The organism is Streptomyces sp. JLBJ103 (genome assembly GCF_058215575.1).
In genome coordinates this window covers 1,581,527-1,596,681 of record NZ_CM177089.1, presented here as the reverse complement: position 1 = coordinate 1,596,681, position 15,155 = coordinate 1,581,527, and the positions used below count along the sequence as shown (strand labels likewise).

The window sequence follows — 15,155 nt, the reverse complement described above, 5'->3', positions numbered from 1 at the left end:
CCCGTCCTTCTCGGGGAGAGAGCGTCCTGCGCGGCTACTCGAAGGCCCCCAGCCGGTGCGCGATGGCCGCGGCCTCCCCTCGGCCTGAAGCGCCCAGCTTGGCCAGGATGTTGGAGACGTGCACGCTCGCTGTCTTCGGTGAGATGAACAGCTCCTCCGCGATCTGCCGGTTGCTCCGCCCGGCGGCGACCAGCCGCAGCACGTCCCGCTCCCGGGCGGTCAGGCCCAGCGCCGCCGCCGGCGTCGGGGGCGGGGCCGTCTCCGCGTCGGCCTGCCGCAGCGGGATCCGGGCGCGGCCGGCCAGCGTGGTGATCTCCGCCTCGAGTGGCGCTGCGCCCAGCTCGCGCGCTACCGCCTCGGCCTGCCGCAGCAGATCACCGGCCGTTTCGCGGGACCCGGTGCGGCGCTGGGTGATCAGGGCCTCCGCGAGTCGCAACCGGGCGGTGGCCAGCAGCAGCGGGGCCTCCAGCTGCTCGGTGGCGGCGACGGCCTTCGTCCAGCGGGCGGTGGCGTCCCGGCCCTCGGCGGTGAGCAGCTCGGCCTGGATCATCAGGGCCTGCGCGGCCCACAACGGTACGAATTGGGGCTGGCCTTCCATCGCCTTGCGGATCCGCTCCACCGCCGCCTCGCGCCCCGGCTCGGCCACCGTGAGCCCGCGGGCCCGCGCCTCCGCCGCCGCAGCCTCGTACAACAGGGGCCAGCCGTAGCGGTGATGGCCGAAGGGGATGGCCTCGCCGACCGCCGTCTCCAGCAGGGAGCGGACGTCGAGAATCCGGCCGTCGGCGGCCGCCAGCGCGATGGCCATGCGGCCGACGGCCAGGGTGTGCTGTGGCTCCGGGTAGGGGCCGGTGGTGCTGCTGCCGGCCTCCTCCATCCGGCGCCGGGCTTCGTCGTAAGCACCCCGGGCCAGAGCCAGTTCGGCCCTCCGCTCGGCGATCAGCGCCCGCATGCGGACGCTCACCCCACGGCGGCCGAGGGCCCGCTCGACGACTTCGTCGGTGTCGGCCCAGCGGCCGAGGTGGATGAGGGATTCGGCGAGGTTGCTGTCGATGTACGAGGCGGTGTTCGGCAGCCCGTGCCGCTCGGCCAGGCCACTGCCCTCCTCGGCGGTCTCGACGGCCTCTGCGTAGCGTCCGAGGCCGTGCAGTGCCGTGGCCAGGTTGCCGTAGCCGCGCAGCAGGACGTTGGCGTTGCCCGGCTCCAGGTCCCGGGCGCACACCTCGCGGGCCCGCTCGAGCCCGGCCTCGACGTTGCCCGAGTGGATGGTGAGCCAGGCCAGGGTGTGCTGGGCGGCGAGTCCGATGATGTCGGCGCCCGTTATCCGGCAGAGCTCCACCGCCTGTTCCGCGGTCTCGAGGGCGCTCGGCGCCGGCTGGTGCACGATGTACCAGTGCGCCGCATACGTCAGTACCTCGGCGTGTACGACGGACGGCGGCAGGTCTTTGACCAGCTTCTGGGCCTGGGAGATCTCGTCCCAGCCGTCGGAGCGGGACAGGTCTCGCACCAGCTGGTACCGCTCCATCCAGAACCAGGCCGCCCGCAGGGGGTCGCCCTCCAGCTCGCGCAGCGCCCGCTTGCCGAGGGCGAGCGCCCGCTCCCGCTCGCTCGCGAGGCGCGCGGCGACGCTGATCGCGGCGAGCAGGTCCACGAAGTCGCCCGGCATGTCCGGGTAGCTGGCCGACGCCAGCCCGTTCTCGATGCCCTGCCGCATCGTCTCGCGGCGCAGCTCCTCGGGGACGTCGTCCCACAACTCCATGGCCCGCTCCAGCAGCTGGTGCTGCTCGGCGAACGCGTGTCGGCCGCGGGCGGCGGCCGCGGCGGCGATCACGGCGGGCAGCGCCCTGGCGGGGTCGCGGGCGTCGAACCAGTAGCCGGCCAGCCGCCCGGCCCGCTCCTCGGACCGTACGAGCGTGGGGTCGGCCTCCAGCGCCTCGGCGTAGCGGCGGCTGAGCCGGGAGCGCTCGCTGGGCAGCAGGTCGCCGGCCACGGCCTCGCGCATCAGGGCGTGCCGGAAGCGGAAGGACTCGCCCTCCTCGGAGGGCTGGAGGACGGCGGCGCCCACAGCGGTACGCAGGGTCTCGATCAGCTCGTCCTCGGTGAGGCGCGTGACAGTGGCCAGCAGCCGGAATTCCACCTCGGAGCCGCCCTCGGCGGCGATCCGCACCACGCGCTGCACCTCGTCCGGCAGCGCCTCGACGCGGACCAGCAAGAGGTCGCGAAGGGAGTCGCTGATGCCGCCCGGTGAGCCTTCGAGGATGCCGTAGGCCAGCTCCTCGACGAAGAACGCATTGCCCTCGGAGCGTTCGAAGACCCGGTCCAGCACCTGCTCGGGCGGGGCCTCGCCGCGGATGGCGGCGAGCTGGCGACGGACCTCGGTGCGTTCGAAGCGGGGCAGTTCGAGGCGGGTGACGGTGCGCAGCCGCTCGTACTCGGCGAGGGCGGGGCGCAGCGGGTGGCGGCGGTGCAGGTCATCGGCGCGGTAGGTGGCGACGATGAGCAGGCGGCTGTGGGTGAGGGCGCGCAGCAGATAGCTGAGCAGCTCGCGGGTGGAGCGGTCGGCCCAGTGCAGGTCCTCCAAGGCCAGAACGAGGGTCCGGTCCGCGGCGAGGTGCTCGAGGAGGCGGACGGTGAGCTCGAAGAGCCGGGCACGGCCCTCGGTTTCGGGGCGTCCCCGGTCCATCTCGCCGAGCTCGGGCAGCAGCCGGGCCAACTCGCCTTCCTGGCCGGCGATGGCGGCGTCAAGCTCCGCGCCGAGCCGGCGGCGCAGGGAGCGCAGGGCGGTCGAGACGGGGTGGTACGGCAGGGCGTCGGCGCCGGTTTCCACGCAGCCGCCCAGGGCGACGACGGCCCCGCCCGCGGCGGCCCGGCCGAGGAACTCCTGCATCAGCCGGGTCTTGCCGACGCCGGCCTCGCCGCCCACGAAGAGGGCGCGGGGCTCTCCGGCGTTCGCCCGGGAAAGGGCCTCGTCGAGAGCGGTGAGTTCGGCGCTGCGGCCCACGAAAACAGGGCTTGTGTGACTGCTGTGCACGGTGCCGAGCATCGCATGTCGTACGAGGTGAGGGACAGTGACCGCCGCAGCATCCGGGTGCTCGGCCACGCGATGCCCGTGCTCCGTCACACGGCGCGGGGTCGGCGACGGACGTCTCACGCGCGTCGCCAGAGTCGGAAGTAGTGCTTGCGGCTGTCGGCACCGCAGGTGCTGTCGGCGGTGGTACGTACCGCCTTCGCGGCCTGCTGGGCCGCACGGACCAGGCAGCGCTGCCTGGCGCGGGCGAGGACGGCGGCCTGGCGGGCAGCCTGGAATTCGTGGTGCAGCATGACGGTCTCCTTGGACGAGCTGGTCTCTTGCTGTGCTGCTTCCAGCGTCGTGTCCAAGGTGGGGGTGCCACATGGGGAGGCTTGCGCATCTTGCCGCCCAGGAGGGGCCTTAGGTCCGAGGTAAGGAGACCTTAGGAGTTCCGTGATCATGACAAGAAGACACAGGGAGCAAAGTTGGCAGCGTGCCCCGGGCATGTTGGGGGGCAGGTGAGAAGGTGAGCGCAGTGACCTGGGAGGAGCGGGGACAGTCGTGAAGATCCTCATCAGCGCCGATATGGAGGGCGCCACGGGCGTGACCTGGCCCGCGGATGTGCTGCCCGGCACCCCGCAGTGGGAGCGCTGCCGCCGTCTGTTCACGTCCGATGTGAGCGCAGCGGTCGCCGGGTTCCTCGACGGGGGCGCGGACGACGTCCTCATCAACGAGGCGCACTGGACGATGCGCAATCTGCTGCTGGAGGAGCTGGACGAGCGGGCCCAGATGCTCACCGGCCGGCACAAGAGCCTGAGCATGGTCGAGGGGGTGCAGCACGGCGATGTGGACGGGATCGCGTTCGTCGGCTATCACACCGGCGCCGGCACCGAGGGCGTCCTCGCCCACACCTATCTGGCCAACTCCATCACCGGGGTGTGGGTGGACGGTGTGCCCGCGAGCGAGGGCCGGCTCAATGCCCTGGTCGTCGCCGAGTACGGGGTGCCGGTGGTGCTGGTGACCGGGGACGACCGCACCTGCGAGGACGCCAAGGGCTATGCGCCCGCGGCCCGTTCGGTCGCCGTCAAGGACTATGTGTCGCGCTATGCGGCGGTGTGCCGCACCCCCGCCCGCACCGCCGCGGACATCCGGGAGGCGGCACGGGAGGCGGCGGCGCTGGCGGTGCGCCATGTGCCCGTGCGCGGTGGTCCGTTCACGGTGGAGCTGGAGTTCGACGCCGCGCATCTGGTGGGCGCGGCCAGTGTGGTGCCGGGGGTGGAGCCCAGCGGTGAGCGCCGCGTCGCCTACACCTCACCCACCATGTACGAGGGCATCCGCTGCTTCAAGGCGGTCACGACGGTCGTCTCGGCCGCGGTGGAGGAGCAGTATGGCTGACACCGACCGTCCCCAGGCGATCGAAGCGATCGATGCACAGGCGCTCGAGGAGGTGGTGCGGTTCACCTCCGAGCTGATCGCGATCGACACCACCAACCGCGGTGGCGGCGACTGCTCCGAGCGCCCGGCCGCCGAGTACGTGGCGGAGATGCTCAGCGATGTGGACATCGACCCCACCCTGCTGGAGCGCTCGCCGGGGCGCACCAATGTGGTCGCCCGGATCGAGGGCACCGACTCCGCCGCGCCCGCGCTGCTCGTCCACGGCCATCTGGACGTGGTGCCCGCCGAGCCCGTCGACTGGACCGTGCACCCCTTCTCCGGCGAGGTCCGCGACGGGGTGGTGTGGGGCCGCGGCGCGATCGACATGAAGAACATGGACGCGATGGTGCTGGCGACCGTGCGCGCCTGGGCCCGGTCGGGGGTGCGGCCGCGCCGGGACATCGTGCTGGCCTTCACCGCCGACGAGGAGGACAACGCCGTGGCGGGCTCCGGCTTTCTCGCCGATCAGCACGCCGAGCTGTTCGAGGGCTGCACCGAGGGCATCAGCGAGTCGGGCGCCTTCACCTTCCACGCCGGATTCGGGATGCGGCTCTACCCCATCGCGGCGGGCGAGCGCGGCACGGCCTGGCTCAAGCTCACCGCACACGGCCGGGCCGGACACGGTTCGAAGGTCAACCGGGCCAACGCGGTCAGCAGACTGGCCGCGGCCGTGGCCCGGATCGGTGAGCACCAGTGGCCGGTACGGCTGACGCCCACCGTGAAGGCCGCGCTGGCCGAACTGGCCGCGCTGCGGGGCCATCCGGCCGATCTGGACGCGCCGGATCTCGACATCGACGCGCTGCTGGCCGCGCTGGGCCCCGCCGCGGCCCTGGTCGAGCCGACCGTGCGCAACAGCGCCAACCCCACGGTCCTGGAAGCCGGTTACAAGATCAATGTGATCCCGGGGAGCGCCACCGCCTATGTGGACGGCCGGACGCTGCCGGGCGCGGAGGAGGAGTTCCGCACCACCCTCGACCGGCTCACCGGGCCGGAGGTGGACTGGGAGTTCCATCACCGCGAGGTTCCGCTCCAGGCGCCGGTCGGACCCGGCGCCCCGACGTACCAGGCGATGCGCGCCGCCGTGGAGCGGTTCGACCCGGGCGGCCACGTGGTGCCGTACTGCATGTCGGGCGGCACCGACGCCAAGCAGTTCTCCCGCCTCGGCATCCTGGGCTACGGTTTCTCACCGCTGCGGCTCCCCGAGGGCTTCGACTACCAGGCGCTCTATCACGGCGTGGACGAGCGGGTGCCGGTGGACGCCCTGCACTTCGGCGTCCGGGTGCTCGACCACTTCTTGCAGAGGGCGTGAGCGATGCGGCAGCAGCAGACGACGACCGTGTCCGCCCCCTACGGCACCTGGCACTCCCCGGTGGACGCCGCGCTCGCCGCCTCCCACGACGGTCATCCGGAGTATCTGGGCAGCGTCGGGGAGGAGGTGTGGTGGACCGCGCCGCGCCCGGCGGAGGGCGGCCGCCGCACCCTGGTGCGGCGGCGGACCGACGGCACGGAGCGCTCGGTCCTGCCCGCGCCGTGGAATGCGCGCAGCCGGGTCATGGGGTACGGCGGCACCCCGTGGGCCGCGGTGCCGCGCTCGGCCCGGGGCCCGCTGGCGGTCTTTGTCCACTTCGCCGACCAGCGGCTGTACGCGTTCGAGCCCGATGCCCCGGAGAGGGCGGCACCGCGCCCGCTGACCCCGGTGTCGCGGGTGGGCGGCGGGCTGCGCTGGGCGGATCTCCGGATCCACCCCGAGCGCGGCGAAGTGTGGGGAGTGCTGGAGGAGTCCACCGGCGAACGGCCCGGTGAGGTACGGCGGGTGATCGCCGCCGTACCGCTGGACGGTTCGGCCGCCGGGGACCGCGCGGCGGTGCGGGAGCTGACCGACGCCCGCCATGACTTCGTCACCGGCCCCCGGCTCTCGCCCGATGGGCGCCGGGCCGTCTGGATCGCCTGGGACCATCCGCGGATGCCCTGGGACGGCACTGTCGTGATGCTCGCCGACATCACCGCGGAGGGCGTGTTCACCGCGGTACGGCCGGTGGTCGGCGGGACCGGGGAATCGGTGCCACAGGCCGAATGGGCGCCCGACGGCTCGCTGTTGTTCGTCTCCGACCGCAGCGGCTGGTGGCAGCTCCAGCGCATCGACCCCGACGCGGTGGGCGGCGGCGCCCCTGCGCGCACCACCCTCTGCGACCGGCAGGAGGAGTTCGCCGGTCCGCTGTGGAAGCTGGGCCACCGCTGGTTCGCCCCGCTGCCCGACGGGCTGATCGCCGTCACCCACGGCCGGGGCGCCGCCGTGCTCGGCATCCTCGACCCCCGCACCGGCGAACTGGCCGATGTCCCCGGGCCATGGACCGAATGGGAGCCGACGCTCGCCGTGGCCGGCACCCGGGTGAGGGGTGTCGCCGCGAGCCCCCGCAGCGGCTATGAGGTGGTCGAGCTGGACGCCCGCACCGGTCACGCCCGGGTCATCGGCAGCCCGCACACCGACCCCGTCGACCCCGCCTACTACCCCCAGCCGCGGGTCCGCACCTTCACCGGGCCGGACGGCCGGGAGGTCCACGCCCAGATCCATCCACCGCACCATCCCCACCACACCGCGCCCGAGGGCGAGCTGCCGCCCTATGTGGTCTGGGCCCACGGCGGCCCCACCTCCCGCGCCCCGCTCGTCCTGGATCTGGAGATCGCCTACTTCACCTCGCGCGGTATCGGGGTCGCCGAGGTCAACTACGGCGGTTCCACCGGCCACGGCCGCGCCTACCGCAACCGGCTGCACGGCCAGTGGGGTGTGGTCGATGTCGAGGACTGCGCCGTCGTCGCCCACGCCCTCGCCGACGAAGGCACCGCCGACCGCGCGCGGCTGGCGATCCGCGGGGGCAGCGCGGGTGGCTGGACCGCGGCCGTCTCCCTCGCCACCACCGGGCTCTACGCCTGCGGCACCATCAGCTACCCCATCCTCGACCTCACCGCCTGGGCCACCGGCGGTACCCATGACTTCGAGTCCCGCTATACGGAGTCGCTGGTCGGACCGTTGGCCGAGGTCCCCGAGCGCTATCGCGAGCGGTCCCCGATCCATCGCGCCGACCGGATCCGCGCGCCCTTCCTGCTGCTCCAGGGGCTGGAAGACACCATCTGCCCGCCCGAGCAGTGCGAGCGCTTCCTCGAGGTCATCGCCGGGAGCGGCATTCCGCACGCCTATCTCTCTTTCGAGGGCGAGGGCCATGGCTTCCGGCGCTCCGACACCATGATCCGCGCCCTGGAGGCCGAACTCTCCCTCTACACCCAGACCTTCGGGATCGCCCGCACCGATGTCCCCACTCTGGATCTGAAGACATGACGCCGGCCCACGCCCCATGACTTTTCCGGGGCTCCGCTGCCCCGGGCCCCGCGGTCCCGGTAGCGTGATCACCGCAACACCGGGCATTTCGCCATCACCCCTTCTGGAGGAGCGAGTTGACACCCCCACGGGCCCCGCGCATCGTCGGCCGTGAGCCGCTGCCCGCCGCCCTGTCCGGCACCTGGCCGCACGGCGGGCCCGAGACCTGGCTGCTCAGCGTCTCCGCCTATACCTCCGCCCCCGAGATGGAGGCACCCGACAAGATCCTGGACGCCGAGGAGCGGGAGCGGGCCGCGAAGTTCATGCGCGAGGAGGACCGCCTGCGCTACACCGCTGCCCATATGGGGCTGCGTCAGCTGCTCGGCGGCTATCTCGACCTGGAGCCCGCCGCCGTGCCGTTCACCCGTGAGGCATGCCCCGGCTGCGGCGGTCCGCACGGCCGCCCCGCGGTGCCCGGCCACCCCCTGCACTTCAATATGTCCCACGCCGGTGATCTGGTGCTGTTCGCCTTCGCGGGCTCCCCGGTCGGGGCCGATGTGGAGCAGCTCCAGCCCGCCTCCGTGGTCGAGACGGTCGCCGGGAGCCTGCACCCCTCGGAGCGCGCCGAGCTGGACGCGCTTCCGCCGGGGGACCGGCCCGCGGCCTTCGCCCGCTGCTGGACGCGCAAGGAGGCGTATCTCAAGGGCATCGGCACCGGGCTGTCCCAGGACCCGTCGATCAGCTATGTCGGCACGGGCCCCGAGCCGGTGCCGGTCGGTCCCTGGACACTGCTCGACGTCCCCCTGGCCGACGCGGTCCCCTCCGGCTCCGGGTACGCGGCGGCCCTGGCCCTGCTGGACCCGACGCAGCCGGCCTGACCCCGCTCGGCGGCCGCCACCGCGGACCCGGCGGGGCCGGTTCCGCGGTACGGGGCGGTGAACCGCTGGCGCGGTCCACCGCCCCGTACCATCATGAGCCCATGCCTGATCATCCGTATGTCGCCGAGGGCGCCCGCGTGGCCATCCGGCCCCACCGGCGCGAGGACCGCGCGGAGTTCATCCGCCGCGCCCGCGAGAGCGCCGGTTTCCACCGCCCCTGGCTGACCCTGCCCACCACCGAGCAGGCGTACGAGCCCTTCATCTCCCAGCTGGAGCGCGAGGACCGCGAAGGCTTCCTCGTCTGTGTCCGGGAGACCGGCGCCCTCGCCGGATTCATCAACATCAACACCATTGTGCGCGGCGCCTTCCAGTGCGGATCGATCGGCTACGGGGCCTTCGCACCCCATTCCGGACAGGGCTATATGTCCGAGGGGCTCGGACTGGTCCTGCGGCACGCCTTCGGCCCGCTCGGACTGCACCGCATCGAGATCAACATCCAGCCCGGCAACAAGGCGTCGCTCCGGCTGGTGAAGCGGCACGGCCTCCGGCTGGAGGGCTTCTCGCCCGACTTCCTCTACATCGAAGGGGCCTGGCGCGACCACGAGCGCTGGGCCATCACCAGCGACATGCTGGACGACGCCCGGGGCGAATGAGCCATCCGCGGTGTGCGGCCGCTCTGTTCACCGGGCCCGCGACGCGGTTCCATGGTCATCGGACGGTCGCCACAGCAGAGGTGACCCGAGGCAGTCGGAACGAGGCAGCCAGTGGCCGCGACCGTGCGACGTACCACCCTGACCCTTCCCGCCGCCCCGCTCGGGCTCGGGAACCCCCTGCCCGCGCTGCGCCCGCGCGACGAGACCCACCGTGTCGACGAGCGGGTCCGCGCCACCCTCCCCGCCGATATGGCCCGTCAGGTCGCCTACCGCCCGCTGCGCTCGGTGCTCCCGGTGCGGCTGCGCGACGGCTACGGCCGTGACCGCGTGCCCACCGCACTCGACGCCCTCATCCTCGAGAACGACCACCTCCGCGCCACCGTGCTGCCCGGTCTCGGCGGCCGGGTGCACTCCCTCCACCACAAGCCCACCGGCCGTGAACTCCTCTACCGCAACCCGGTGTTCCAGCCCGCCGACTTCGCGCTCAACGGCGCCTGGTTCTCCGGCGGCATCGAGTGGAACATCGGCGCCACCGGCCACACCACCCTGTCCTGCGCGCCCCTGCACGCCGCCCGGGTACCCGCGCCCGACGCCGCCGACGGGGGCGCGATGGTGCGGCTGTGGGAGTGGGAGCGGCTGCGCGACCTGCCGTTCCAGGTCGATCTGTGGCTGCCGGCCGACTCCGCGTTCCTGTACGTGGGCGTACGGATCCGCAATCCGCACCACCACCCCGCCCCCGTCTACTGGTGGTCCAACATCGCCGTCCCCGAGGACGAGCGCACCCGTGTCCTCGCCCCCGCCGACGAAGCCTGGCACTTCGGTTACACCCGCACCCTGACCCGGGTCCCGGTCCCGGAGTGGAACGGCGCCGACCGCAGCTATCCGCTGCGCGGCAGCCATCCCGCCGACTACTTCTACGAACTCCCCGAGGGCGCCCGGCGCTGGATCGCCGCGGTGGACGACCGGGGCCATGGCCTCGTCCAGACCTCCACCGATCTGCTGCGCGGCCGCAAGCTCTTCCTGTGGGGCGCCGGGCCCGGCGGGCGTCGCTGGCAGCGGTGGCTGACCGAACCCGGCACCGGTGGCTACGCCGAGATCCAGGCCGGACTGGCCCGCACCCAGCTGGAGCACGTACCGCTGGGCGCGGGGGAGGAGTTCGCCTGGCTGGAGGCGTACGGACCGCTGTCCGCCGACCCGTCCGCCGCGCACGGCGAGGACTGGGCGGCGGCCCGGCGGGCGGTCGAGGAGCGGCTCGAAGCGGAGCTCCCGCGCGCCACCGTCGAGGCCGCGTACGACGACTGGCGTCCGTACGCCGACGCCGAACCGGAACAGCGCCTCTGCACCGGTTCGGGATGGGGCGCGCTGGAGGTCGAGCGCGGTGGCCACCGGCTGCCCGGCACCCCCTTCGACCCGGACACCCTCGGCGCGGAACAGGAGCCCTGGCGACGGCTGCTGCGCACCGGCGCCCTCCCCGCCTGGGAGCCGGGCCCCTGCCGGGCCGACCCCGGCCCCTCCCTGGTGGCCCCGGCCTGGCGTGATCTGCTGGAGGCCGCACCGGCCACCGCCGCCGCCGAATACCACCTGGGTGTCGCCCAGTGGCATGCGGGCGACCGGGCCCAGGCCGAGCGCAGCTGGGAGCGGTCGCTGCGCTGTGCGGAGTCCCCCTGGACGCTGCGCTGTCTCGCCGTGGCCGACAGCGAGGCGGGCCATCCGTCCCGTGCGGCCGAGCGGCTGCTGCGCGCGGTACGGCTGGTGCTCGCCGCCACCGACCGGGCCACCGAGGCGGCGGCCGTCGAGCCAGTGGCCACCGAACCGTCCACCGGACCGTCCGCCGCCCCGACTCCGGCCGTCCCGACCCTGGCCGGCCCGGCGCTGGATGCCGCGGGTGCGCCGGGCGCGCGCGCCGCCGTTTCACTCGCCGCGCCGCCCGCGCCCGCCGACCCCGAGCCAAGCGCCATGGAGGCGGCCGAAGCGGCACTGGGCCGTGAGGCGGTCGTCGCCCTCCTCGCCGTCGATCGCGCCGATGACGCCCGCGCGGTGCTCGACGCACTGCGCCCGGCCGTCCGCGCACGCGGCCGCTTCCGACTGCTGCGGGCACAGGTGCAGCTCGCCCAGGGCGACCCCGAAGCCGCCCGCGCCGTCTTCGACGAGGGGTTCGAGGTCTGCGATCTGCGCGAGGGCGACGAGGCGTTGAGCGATACGTGGTACGCGATCGCCGAGGCGCTGACCGCGCGGCCGGGCGAGCCGCGGACGGAAGCGACGCGGGCTCGGGCGAGGGCGGAACATCCCCTGCCCGAGCCCTATGAGTTCCGTATGCGCCCCGCCTAGGCTCAGGGCCGCCGGGCCGGAACGGACCCCGCGGAGCGCAGGGTTACGGCGCCGTCAGCCCGTCGGGTTGCGGTCGACGTATTCGAAGACCGATCCGTCAGGGTGACGGGCCACCAGGGTGCGGCCCACGGGGGCGGGCAGGGGGCCGGCGACGATCTGCGCGCCCACGGCGGTCAGATCGGCCGCCGCCTCGTCCACATCCTTCACCGCGAGTGTCGCCTGGATCTTACGGAGGATCGACAGTTCCGACTCCGGGCCGCTCATCAGGAAGAAGCAGCCGACCGCCGCGACCGAGACCCCTCCCCGCTGGAAGCGGAACGCCTCGGCGCCGGTCAGTCGTTCGTAGACGGGGATCGCCGAGTCCAGGTCGTCGACGCACACGCGCAGGGAAGTCCCGAGAATGTCCATGCGGGCGAGCCTAGTTGACCTGCCGAGCCCAGGCCCTGTCCTGCCGATCTTCGCGGGCCCGCGACGCCTGGCACCGCGCCTCGCCGCGTTGTCGGGATCTTCCGAGTACGCCCAGTACGAGGAAGCCCCTCCTGCGATCCTCCCCCAGCTACCGCTGGGAGGTGCCCCCTCACCAGACGCCGCGGCCTGATCCACGAAGATCGACAGGACAGGACCTAGTTGAACTGCTCAGCCACGGCAGAGGAGTTCACCGTGCAGCACACTGAACCACCCGTCGGCGCACTCCCCCCACGCCCGCCACGCGTCCGCGATCCCCCGCAGTTCGGCCTCGGTCGCATGGCCGCCGTCCACCGTGAGACGGGCGTAGGAGGAGGCGACCGTACGGTCCGCCCACAGCCCGCTCCACCAGGCCCGCTCCTCGGGGGTGGCGTAGCACCACGTGCCGGCGGTCGCGGTGATGTCGGTGAAGCCCGCCGCCAGCGCCCAGGAGCGCAGTCGGCGCCCGGCGTCCGGCTCACCGCCGTTGGCACGGGCGACCCGGCGGTACAGATCCAGCCACTCGTCCATCCCGGGCACCGACGGATACCAGGTCATGGCGGCGTAGTCGCTGTCCCGCACCGCCACCAGCCCGCCCGGACGGCATACCCGGCGCATCTCGCGCAGCGCCCGCACCGGGTCACCGACGTGCTGGAGCACCTGGTGGGCGTGGACCACGTCGAAGGAGTCGTCCGGGTGGTCCAGCTCGTGGACGTCGGCGACCGCGAAGCGGACATGGGACAGCCCCCGCTCCTCCGCCACCGCCCGCGCCCGCTCCAGTACGCCGCTGTCGGCGTCGACCGCGATGACCTCGCCTCCCGGGACCAGTTCGGCCAGATCCGCGGTGATCGTGCCGGGGCCGCAGCCGATGTCCAGGATCCGCATCCGGGGTTCGAGATGACCGGTCAGATAGGCCGCGGAATTGGCCGCCGTGCGCCAGGTGTGCGAGCGCAGCACCGATTCATGGTGTCCGTGGGTGTAGACGGCGGTGTCCTTCGGCATGGCGGAACTCCCCTTCGAGCCCTGGAGGTTGATGAGCCGACCGGTGGCCGGCAGTGGTTCCACCCTAGAACCGCATCTCGTATTGCGAGAGTGGCGTCTCACTATGCAGAACGTCGTGCGCCCGCGCAAAAAAAGGGGGGAGGGGTCGTCGCCCCTCCCCCCCCAGCCCCGCGGCTCTACGTCTCCGGGTGCAGACCGAGCGCCGAGACCACCTCCCCGACCGTGTGGTAGGTGCGGTCCGAGGGCAGCTCCTCGGCACGGGCGATCAGCCGATCCGGGGCGTGCCGCTCCCGCAAGGTGCGCAGCACGGTGCCGCGGTCCGCGGGGAACGTCGTACGTCCCAGACGCCGGGCGAACTCGAACCGCAGGGCCTCCGCCTCGCCGCCCGTCCCGCGAGAGGGCACCGGTCCGGTCATGACCGGCGGGTCGTCGTCGGCGGCGGGTTCCGGGTCGTGCCACTCCTCGACCCGCGTGGGGTGGCCGGAGCGGATCAGTCCCTGGAGTTCGTGCTTCATCTCGTCGTCCCTGCGGACGCTCACCCGGTTGCTGCCTCGCTGCATGTCGGTCCCCTTCCTGGCGGGTCCGTCGCACCTCGGGATGGTCGGTGGCCCCGAGGTCTGTTCTTTCCTCTTTCACCCCCGTTGCGGCGGTACGGCCGGTTCCGGCCGACCCGCCGTCCCCCTTGCGTACCCGCCGCCGCGTCATCAACACGAGGTTTCCCTGATCGGGTGCGACGACCGTTCGCGGCAGGTTTGGCGGTCGCCGGGCGGGGCACCCGGAGGCTGGCCGAGCGGCCCGCAGGGAGTGAGGAGCGGCGCCGGGCGCGGGAAATCAGGGGCCCGCGTCCGGTGCCGCGGCCCTGCACACGCGTCGGGGCCCGGCCCGGTGTTAACAGCGGTGGCGCACGGGTACCCGGCGCGCATGACTGATAAATCGGCCTATCCGAGATCGGGCGACCAGGGAGGCGGGCCGTCGGCCGGGGAGTCCGGGCCGGTCGCGCGGGCCGTCCGCGAAGAAGTCCGCAAGGAACTGCGCGTCCTGCGGGATGAGATGCGGGACGAGCTGTGCGCGCAGTCCCGGAGCCGTACCGTCCGCCTGTGGGGCGGTGCGGCGGCGATCGCGTTCTACGCCGGGGGTGTGCTCACCGCGTGTCTGGTGCTGCTGTTCGCCCTCGTGATGCCGGGCTGGGCGGCGGCGCTGATCGTCGGCGCGATGCTGATGGTGCTGGCCGCGGTGGTCAAGAACGCCGCGGGCCAGCCACCGCACGCGCCGCACTGGCCCACCTGGCCCCCGCGGGGACCGAAGGCTCCGTCGTCGGCGCCCTCCGCTCCCGCCGCCCCGTCGGCCCCGTCGGGCGCACCGACACCGCCCGAGCCGCCCACCGAGCCACCGGCCCCGCCCCAGCGCGGATGACCGCCGCCAGACCGCCGGGGACGGCACGATGAGGGAGCACCATGGCTGATCAACCGCTGCTGGCCCGCTACGCCGAGGCGCTGGAGCTGTTCACCGAGCGGGTGCACACGATCACCCCCGATCAGTGGGACGCCCCGACGCCCTGCACCGAGTGGACCGTACGCGACCTGGTGAACCACCTGGCCGTGGAGCAGATGTGGGTGCCACCGCTGGTACGGGAGGGGGCCGGTCTCGCCGAACAGGGCGACGCCCTGGAGGGCGATCTGCTCGGCGACGACCCCGTGGCCACCTGGGACGCGGCGGCGGCCGCGGCCCGCGAAGCCTTCCGCGAGCCCGGTGCCCTCGACCGGACCGTCGACCTCTCCTTCGGTGAGACCCCGGCCGCGCACTACTGCGCCCAGATGACGGCGGACGCCGCCGTGCACGCCTGGGATCTGTCCCGGGCCATCGGCGCGGACGAGCGGATCCCGAAGCCGCTGGTCGACTTCTCGGTGCGGGAGGTCGCGCCGTACGCCGCCGATCTGGAGGAGAGCGGTCTGTTCGCCGCCCCGGTGGAACCCCCGCCCGGCGCCGACGCGCAGACCAAGCTGCTGGCACTCCTCGGCCGCGAGGCATAGCCGACGGCACAGGCGTGTGGGGCACGGCCCGTGCCGTGCCCCACACGCCTGCGACGACGCCCCGCC

13 protein-coding genes are annotated in these 15,155 nt (G+C 73.3%); 8 read left to right on the top strand and 5 right to left on the bottom strand.

Annotation, left to right across the window (positions count from 1 at the left end; translation table 11 throughout):
- Positions 1-34: 34 nt before the first annotated feature.
- Complete coding sequence (locus AC4BEG_RS06845) at positions 35-3,028, bottom strand: helix-turn-helix transcriptional regulator (RefSeq protein WP_490705014.1); 2,994 nt, start codon at positions 3,026-3,028, stop codon at positions 35-37.
- Positions 3,029-3,144: 116 nt separating this feature from the next.
- A complete protein-coding gene (locus AC4BEG_RS06840; protein WP_490705013.1) occupies positions 3,145-3,318 on the bottom strand; it encodes a hypothetical protein in 174 nt (57 codons plus the stop codon).
- Between the two features lie 250 nt (positions 3,319-3,568).
- Between AC4BEG_RS06840 and AC4BEG_RS06835 the strand changes: the two genes are divergently transcribed.
- The 6 genes from AC4BEG_RS06835 to AC4BEG_RS06810 all read left to right on the top strand — a co-directional run bounded on the left by AC4BEG_RS06835 (position 3,569) and on the right by AC4BEG_RS06810 (position 11,613).
- Positions 3,569-4,402: a M55 family metallopeptidase gene (locus tag AC4BEG_RS06835; protein ID WP_490705012.1), complete on the top strand. Its 834-nt coding sequence runs from the start codon at positions 3,569-3,571 to the stop codon at positions 4,400-4,402.
- The gene (locus tag AC4BEG_RS06830) at positions 4,395-5,750 is read left to right on the top strand and encodes a M20/M25/M40 family metallo-hydrolase (protein ID WP_490705011.1); all 1,356 of its coding nucleotides are present in this window, start codon (positions 4,395-4,397) and stop codon (positions 5,748-5,750) included. Before AC4BEG_RS06835 ends, AC4BEG_RS06830 begins: the two co-directional genes overlap by 8 nt.
- 3 nt (positions 5,751-5,753) lie before the next feature.
- Positions 5,754-7,775, top strand: a complete 2,022-nt coding sequence (locus AC4BEG_RS06825; RefSeq protein WP_490705010.1) for a S9 family peptidase — start codon at positions 5,754-5,756, stop codon at positions 7,773-7,775.
- Between the two features lie 116 nt (positions 7,776-7,891).
- Positions 7,892-8,632 (top strand): 4'-phosphopantetheinyl transferase family protein, encoded by a 741-nt coding sequence (locus tag AC4BEG_RS06820; RefSeq protein WP_490705009.1) that lies wholly within the window; start codon positions 7,892-7,894, stop codon positions 8,630-8,632.
- 101 nt (positions 8,633-8,733) lie between these two features.
- Entirely contained in the window at positions 8,734-9,285 is a 552-nt protein-coding gene (locus tag AC4BEG_RS06815) for a GNAT family N-acetyltransferase (protein WP_490705008.1), read from the top strand.
- 111 nt (positions 9,286-9,396) lie between these two features.
- Positions 9,397-11,613: a DUF5107 domain-containing protein gene (locus AC4BEG_RS06810; RefSeq protein WP_490705007.1), complete on the top strand. Its 2,217-nt coding sequence runs from the start codon at positions 9,397-9,399 to the stop codon at positions 11,611-11,613.
- A gap of 54 nt (positions 11,614-11,667) precedes the next feature.
- Here AC4BEG_RS06810 and AC4BEG_RS06805 read toward each other — a convergent pair whose 3' ends face one another.
- From AC4BEG_RS06805 to AC4BEG_RS06795, 3 genes are all read right to left on the bottom strand, one after another.
- A complete protein-coding gene (locus AC4BEG_RS06805; protein ID WP_490705006.1) occupies positions 11,668-12,021 on the bottom strand; it encodes a VOC family protein in 354 nt (117 codons plus the stop codon).
- A gap of 228 nt (positions 12,022-12,249) precedes the next feature.
- A complete protein-coding gene (locus tag AC4BEG_RS06800) occupies positions 12,250-13,059 on the bottom strand; it encodes a class I SAM-dependent methyltransferase (protein ID WP_490705005.1) in 810 nt (269 codons plus the stop codon).
- Positions 13,060-13,235: 176 nt separating this feature from the next.
- Positions 13,236-13,619 carry a DUF2795 domain-containing protein gene (locus AC4BEG_RS06795; RefSeq protein ID WP_490705004.1) on the bottom strand — a complete coding sequence of 128 codons (384 nt, stop codon included), beginning with the start codon at positions 13,617-13,619 and terminating at the stop codon, positions 13,236-13,238.
- Between the two features lie 361 nt (positions 13,620-13,980).
- On the opposite strand from AC4BEG_RS06795, the gene AC4BEG_RS06790 reads away from it, so the two are divergent.
- Together AC4BEG_RS06790 and AC4BEG_RS06785 are read left to right on the top strand one after the other, a co-directional pair.
- Positions 13,981-14,472 carry a phage holin family protein gene (locus AC4BEG_RS06790; protein ID WP_490705003.1) on the top strand — a complete coding sequence of 164 codons (492 nt, stop codon included), beginning with the start codon at positions 13,981-13,983 and terminating at the stop codon, positions 14,470-14,472.
- 41 nt (positions 14,473-14,513) lie between these two features.
- Entirely contained in the window at positions 14,514-15,089 is a 576-nt protein-coding gene (locus tag AC4BEG_RS06785) for a TIGR03086 family metal-binding protein (protein ID WP_490705002.1), read from the top strand.
- The last annotated feature ends 66 nt before the right edge of the window (positions 15,090-15,155 follow it).

Bases quoted from the DNA above. Each gene is read 5' to 3' on its own strand.
- AC4BEG_RS06840 (WP_490705013.1), bottom strand. From the start codon at position 3,318: ATGCTGCACCACGAATTCCAGGCTGCCCGCCAGGCCGCCGTCCTCGCC.
- AC4BEG_RS06785 (WP_490705002.1), top strand. From the start codon at position 14,514: ATGGCTGATCAACCGCTGCTGGCCCGCTACGCCGAGGCGCTGGAGCTG.
- AC4BEG_RS06805 (WP_490705006.1), bottom strand. From the start codon at position 12,021: ATGGACATTCTCGGGACTTCCCTGCGCGTGTGCGTCGACGACCTGGAC.
- AC4BEG_RS06830 (WP_490705011.1), top strand. From the start codon at position 4,395: ATGGCTGACACCGACCGTCCCCAGGCGATCGAAGCGATCGATGCACAG.
- AC4BEG_RS06795 (WP_490705004.1), bottom strand. From the start codon at position 13,619: ATGCAGCGAGGCAGCAACCGGGTGAGCGTCCGCAGGGACGACGAGATG.
- AC4BEG_RS06825 (WP_490705010.1), top strand. From the start codon at position 5,754: ATGCGGCAGCAGCAGACGACGACCGTGTCCGCCCCCTACGGCACCTGG.
- AC4BEG_RS06800 (WP_490705005.1), bottom strand. From the start codon at position 13,059: ATGCCGAAGGACACCGCCGTCTACACCCACGGACACCATGAATCGGTG.
- AC4BEG_RS06790 (WP_490705003.1), top strand. From the start codon at position 13,981: ATGACTGATAAATCGGCCTATCCGAGATCGGGCGACCAGGGAGGCGGG.
- AC4BEG_RS06815 (WP_490705008.1), top strand. From the start codon at position 8,734: ATGCCTGATCATCCGTATGTCGCCGAGGGCGCCCGCGTGGCCATCCGG.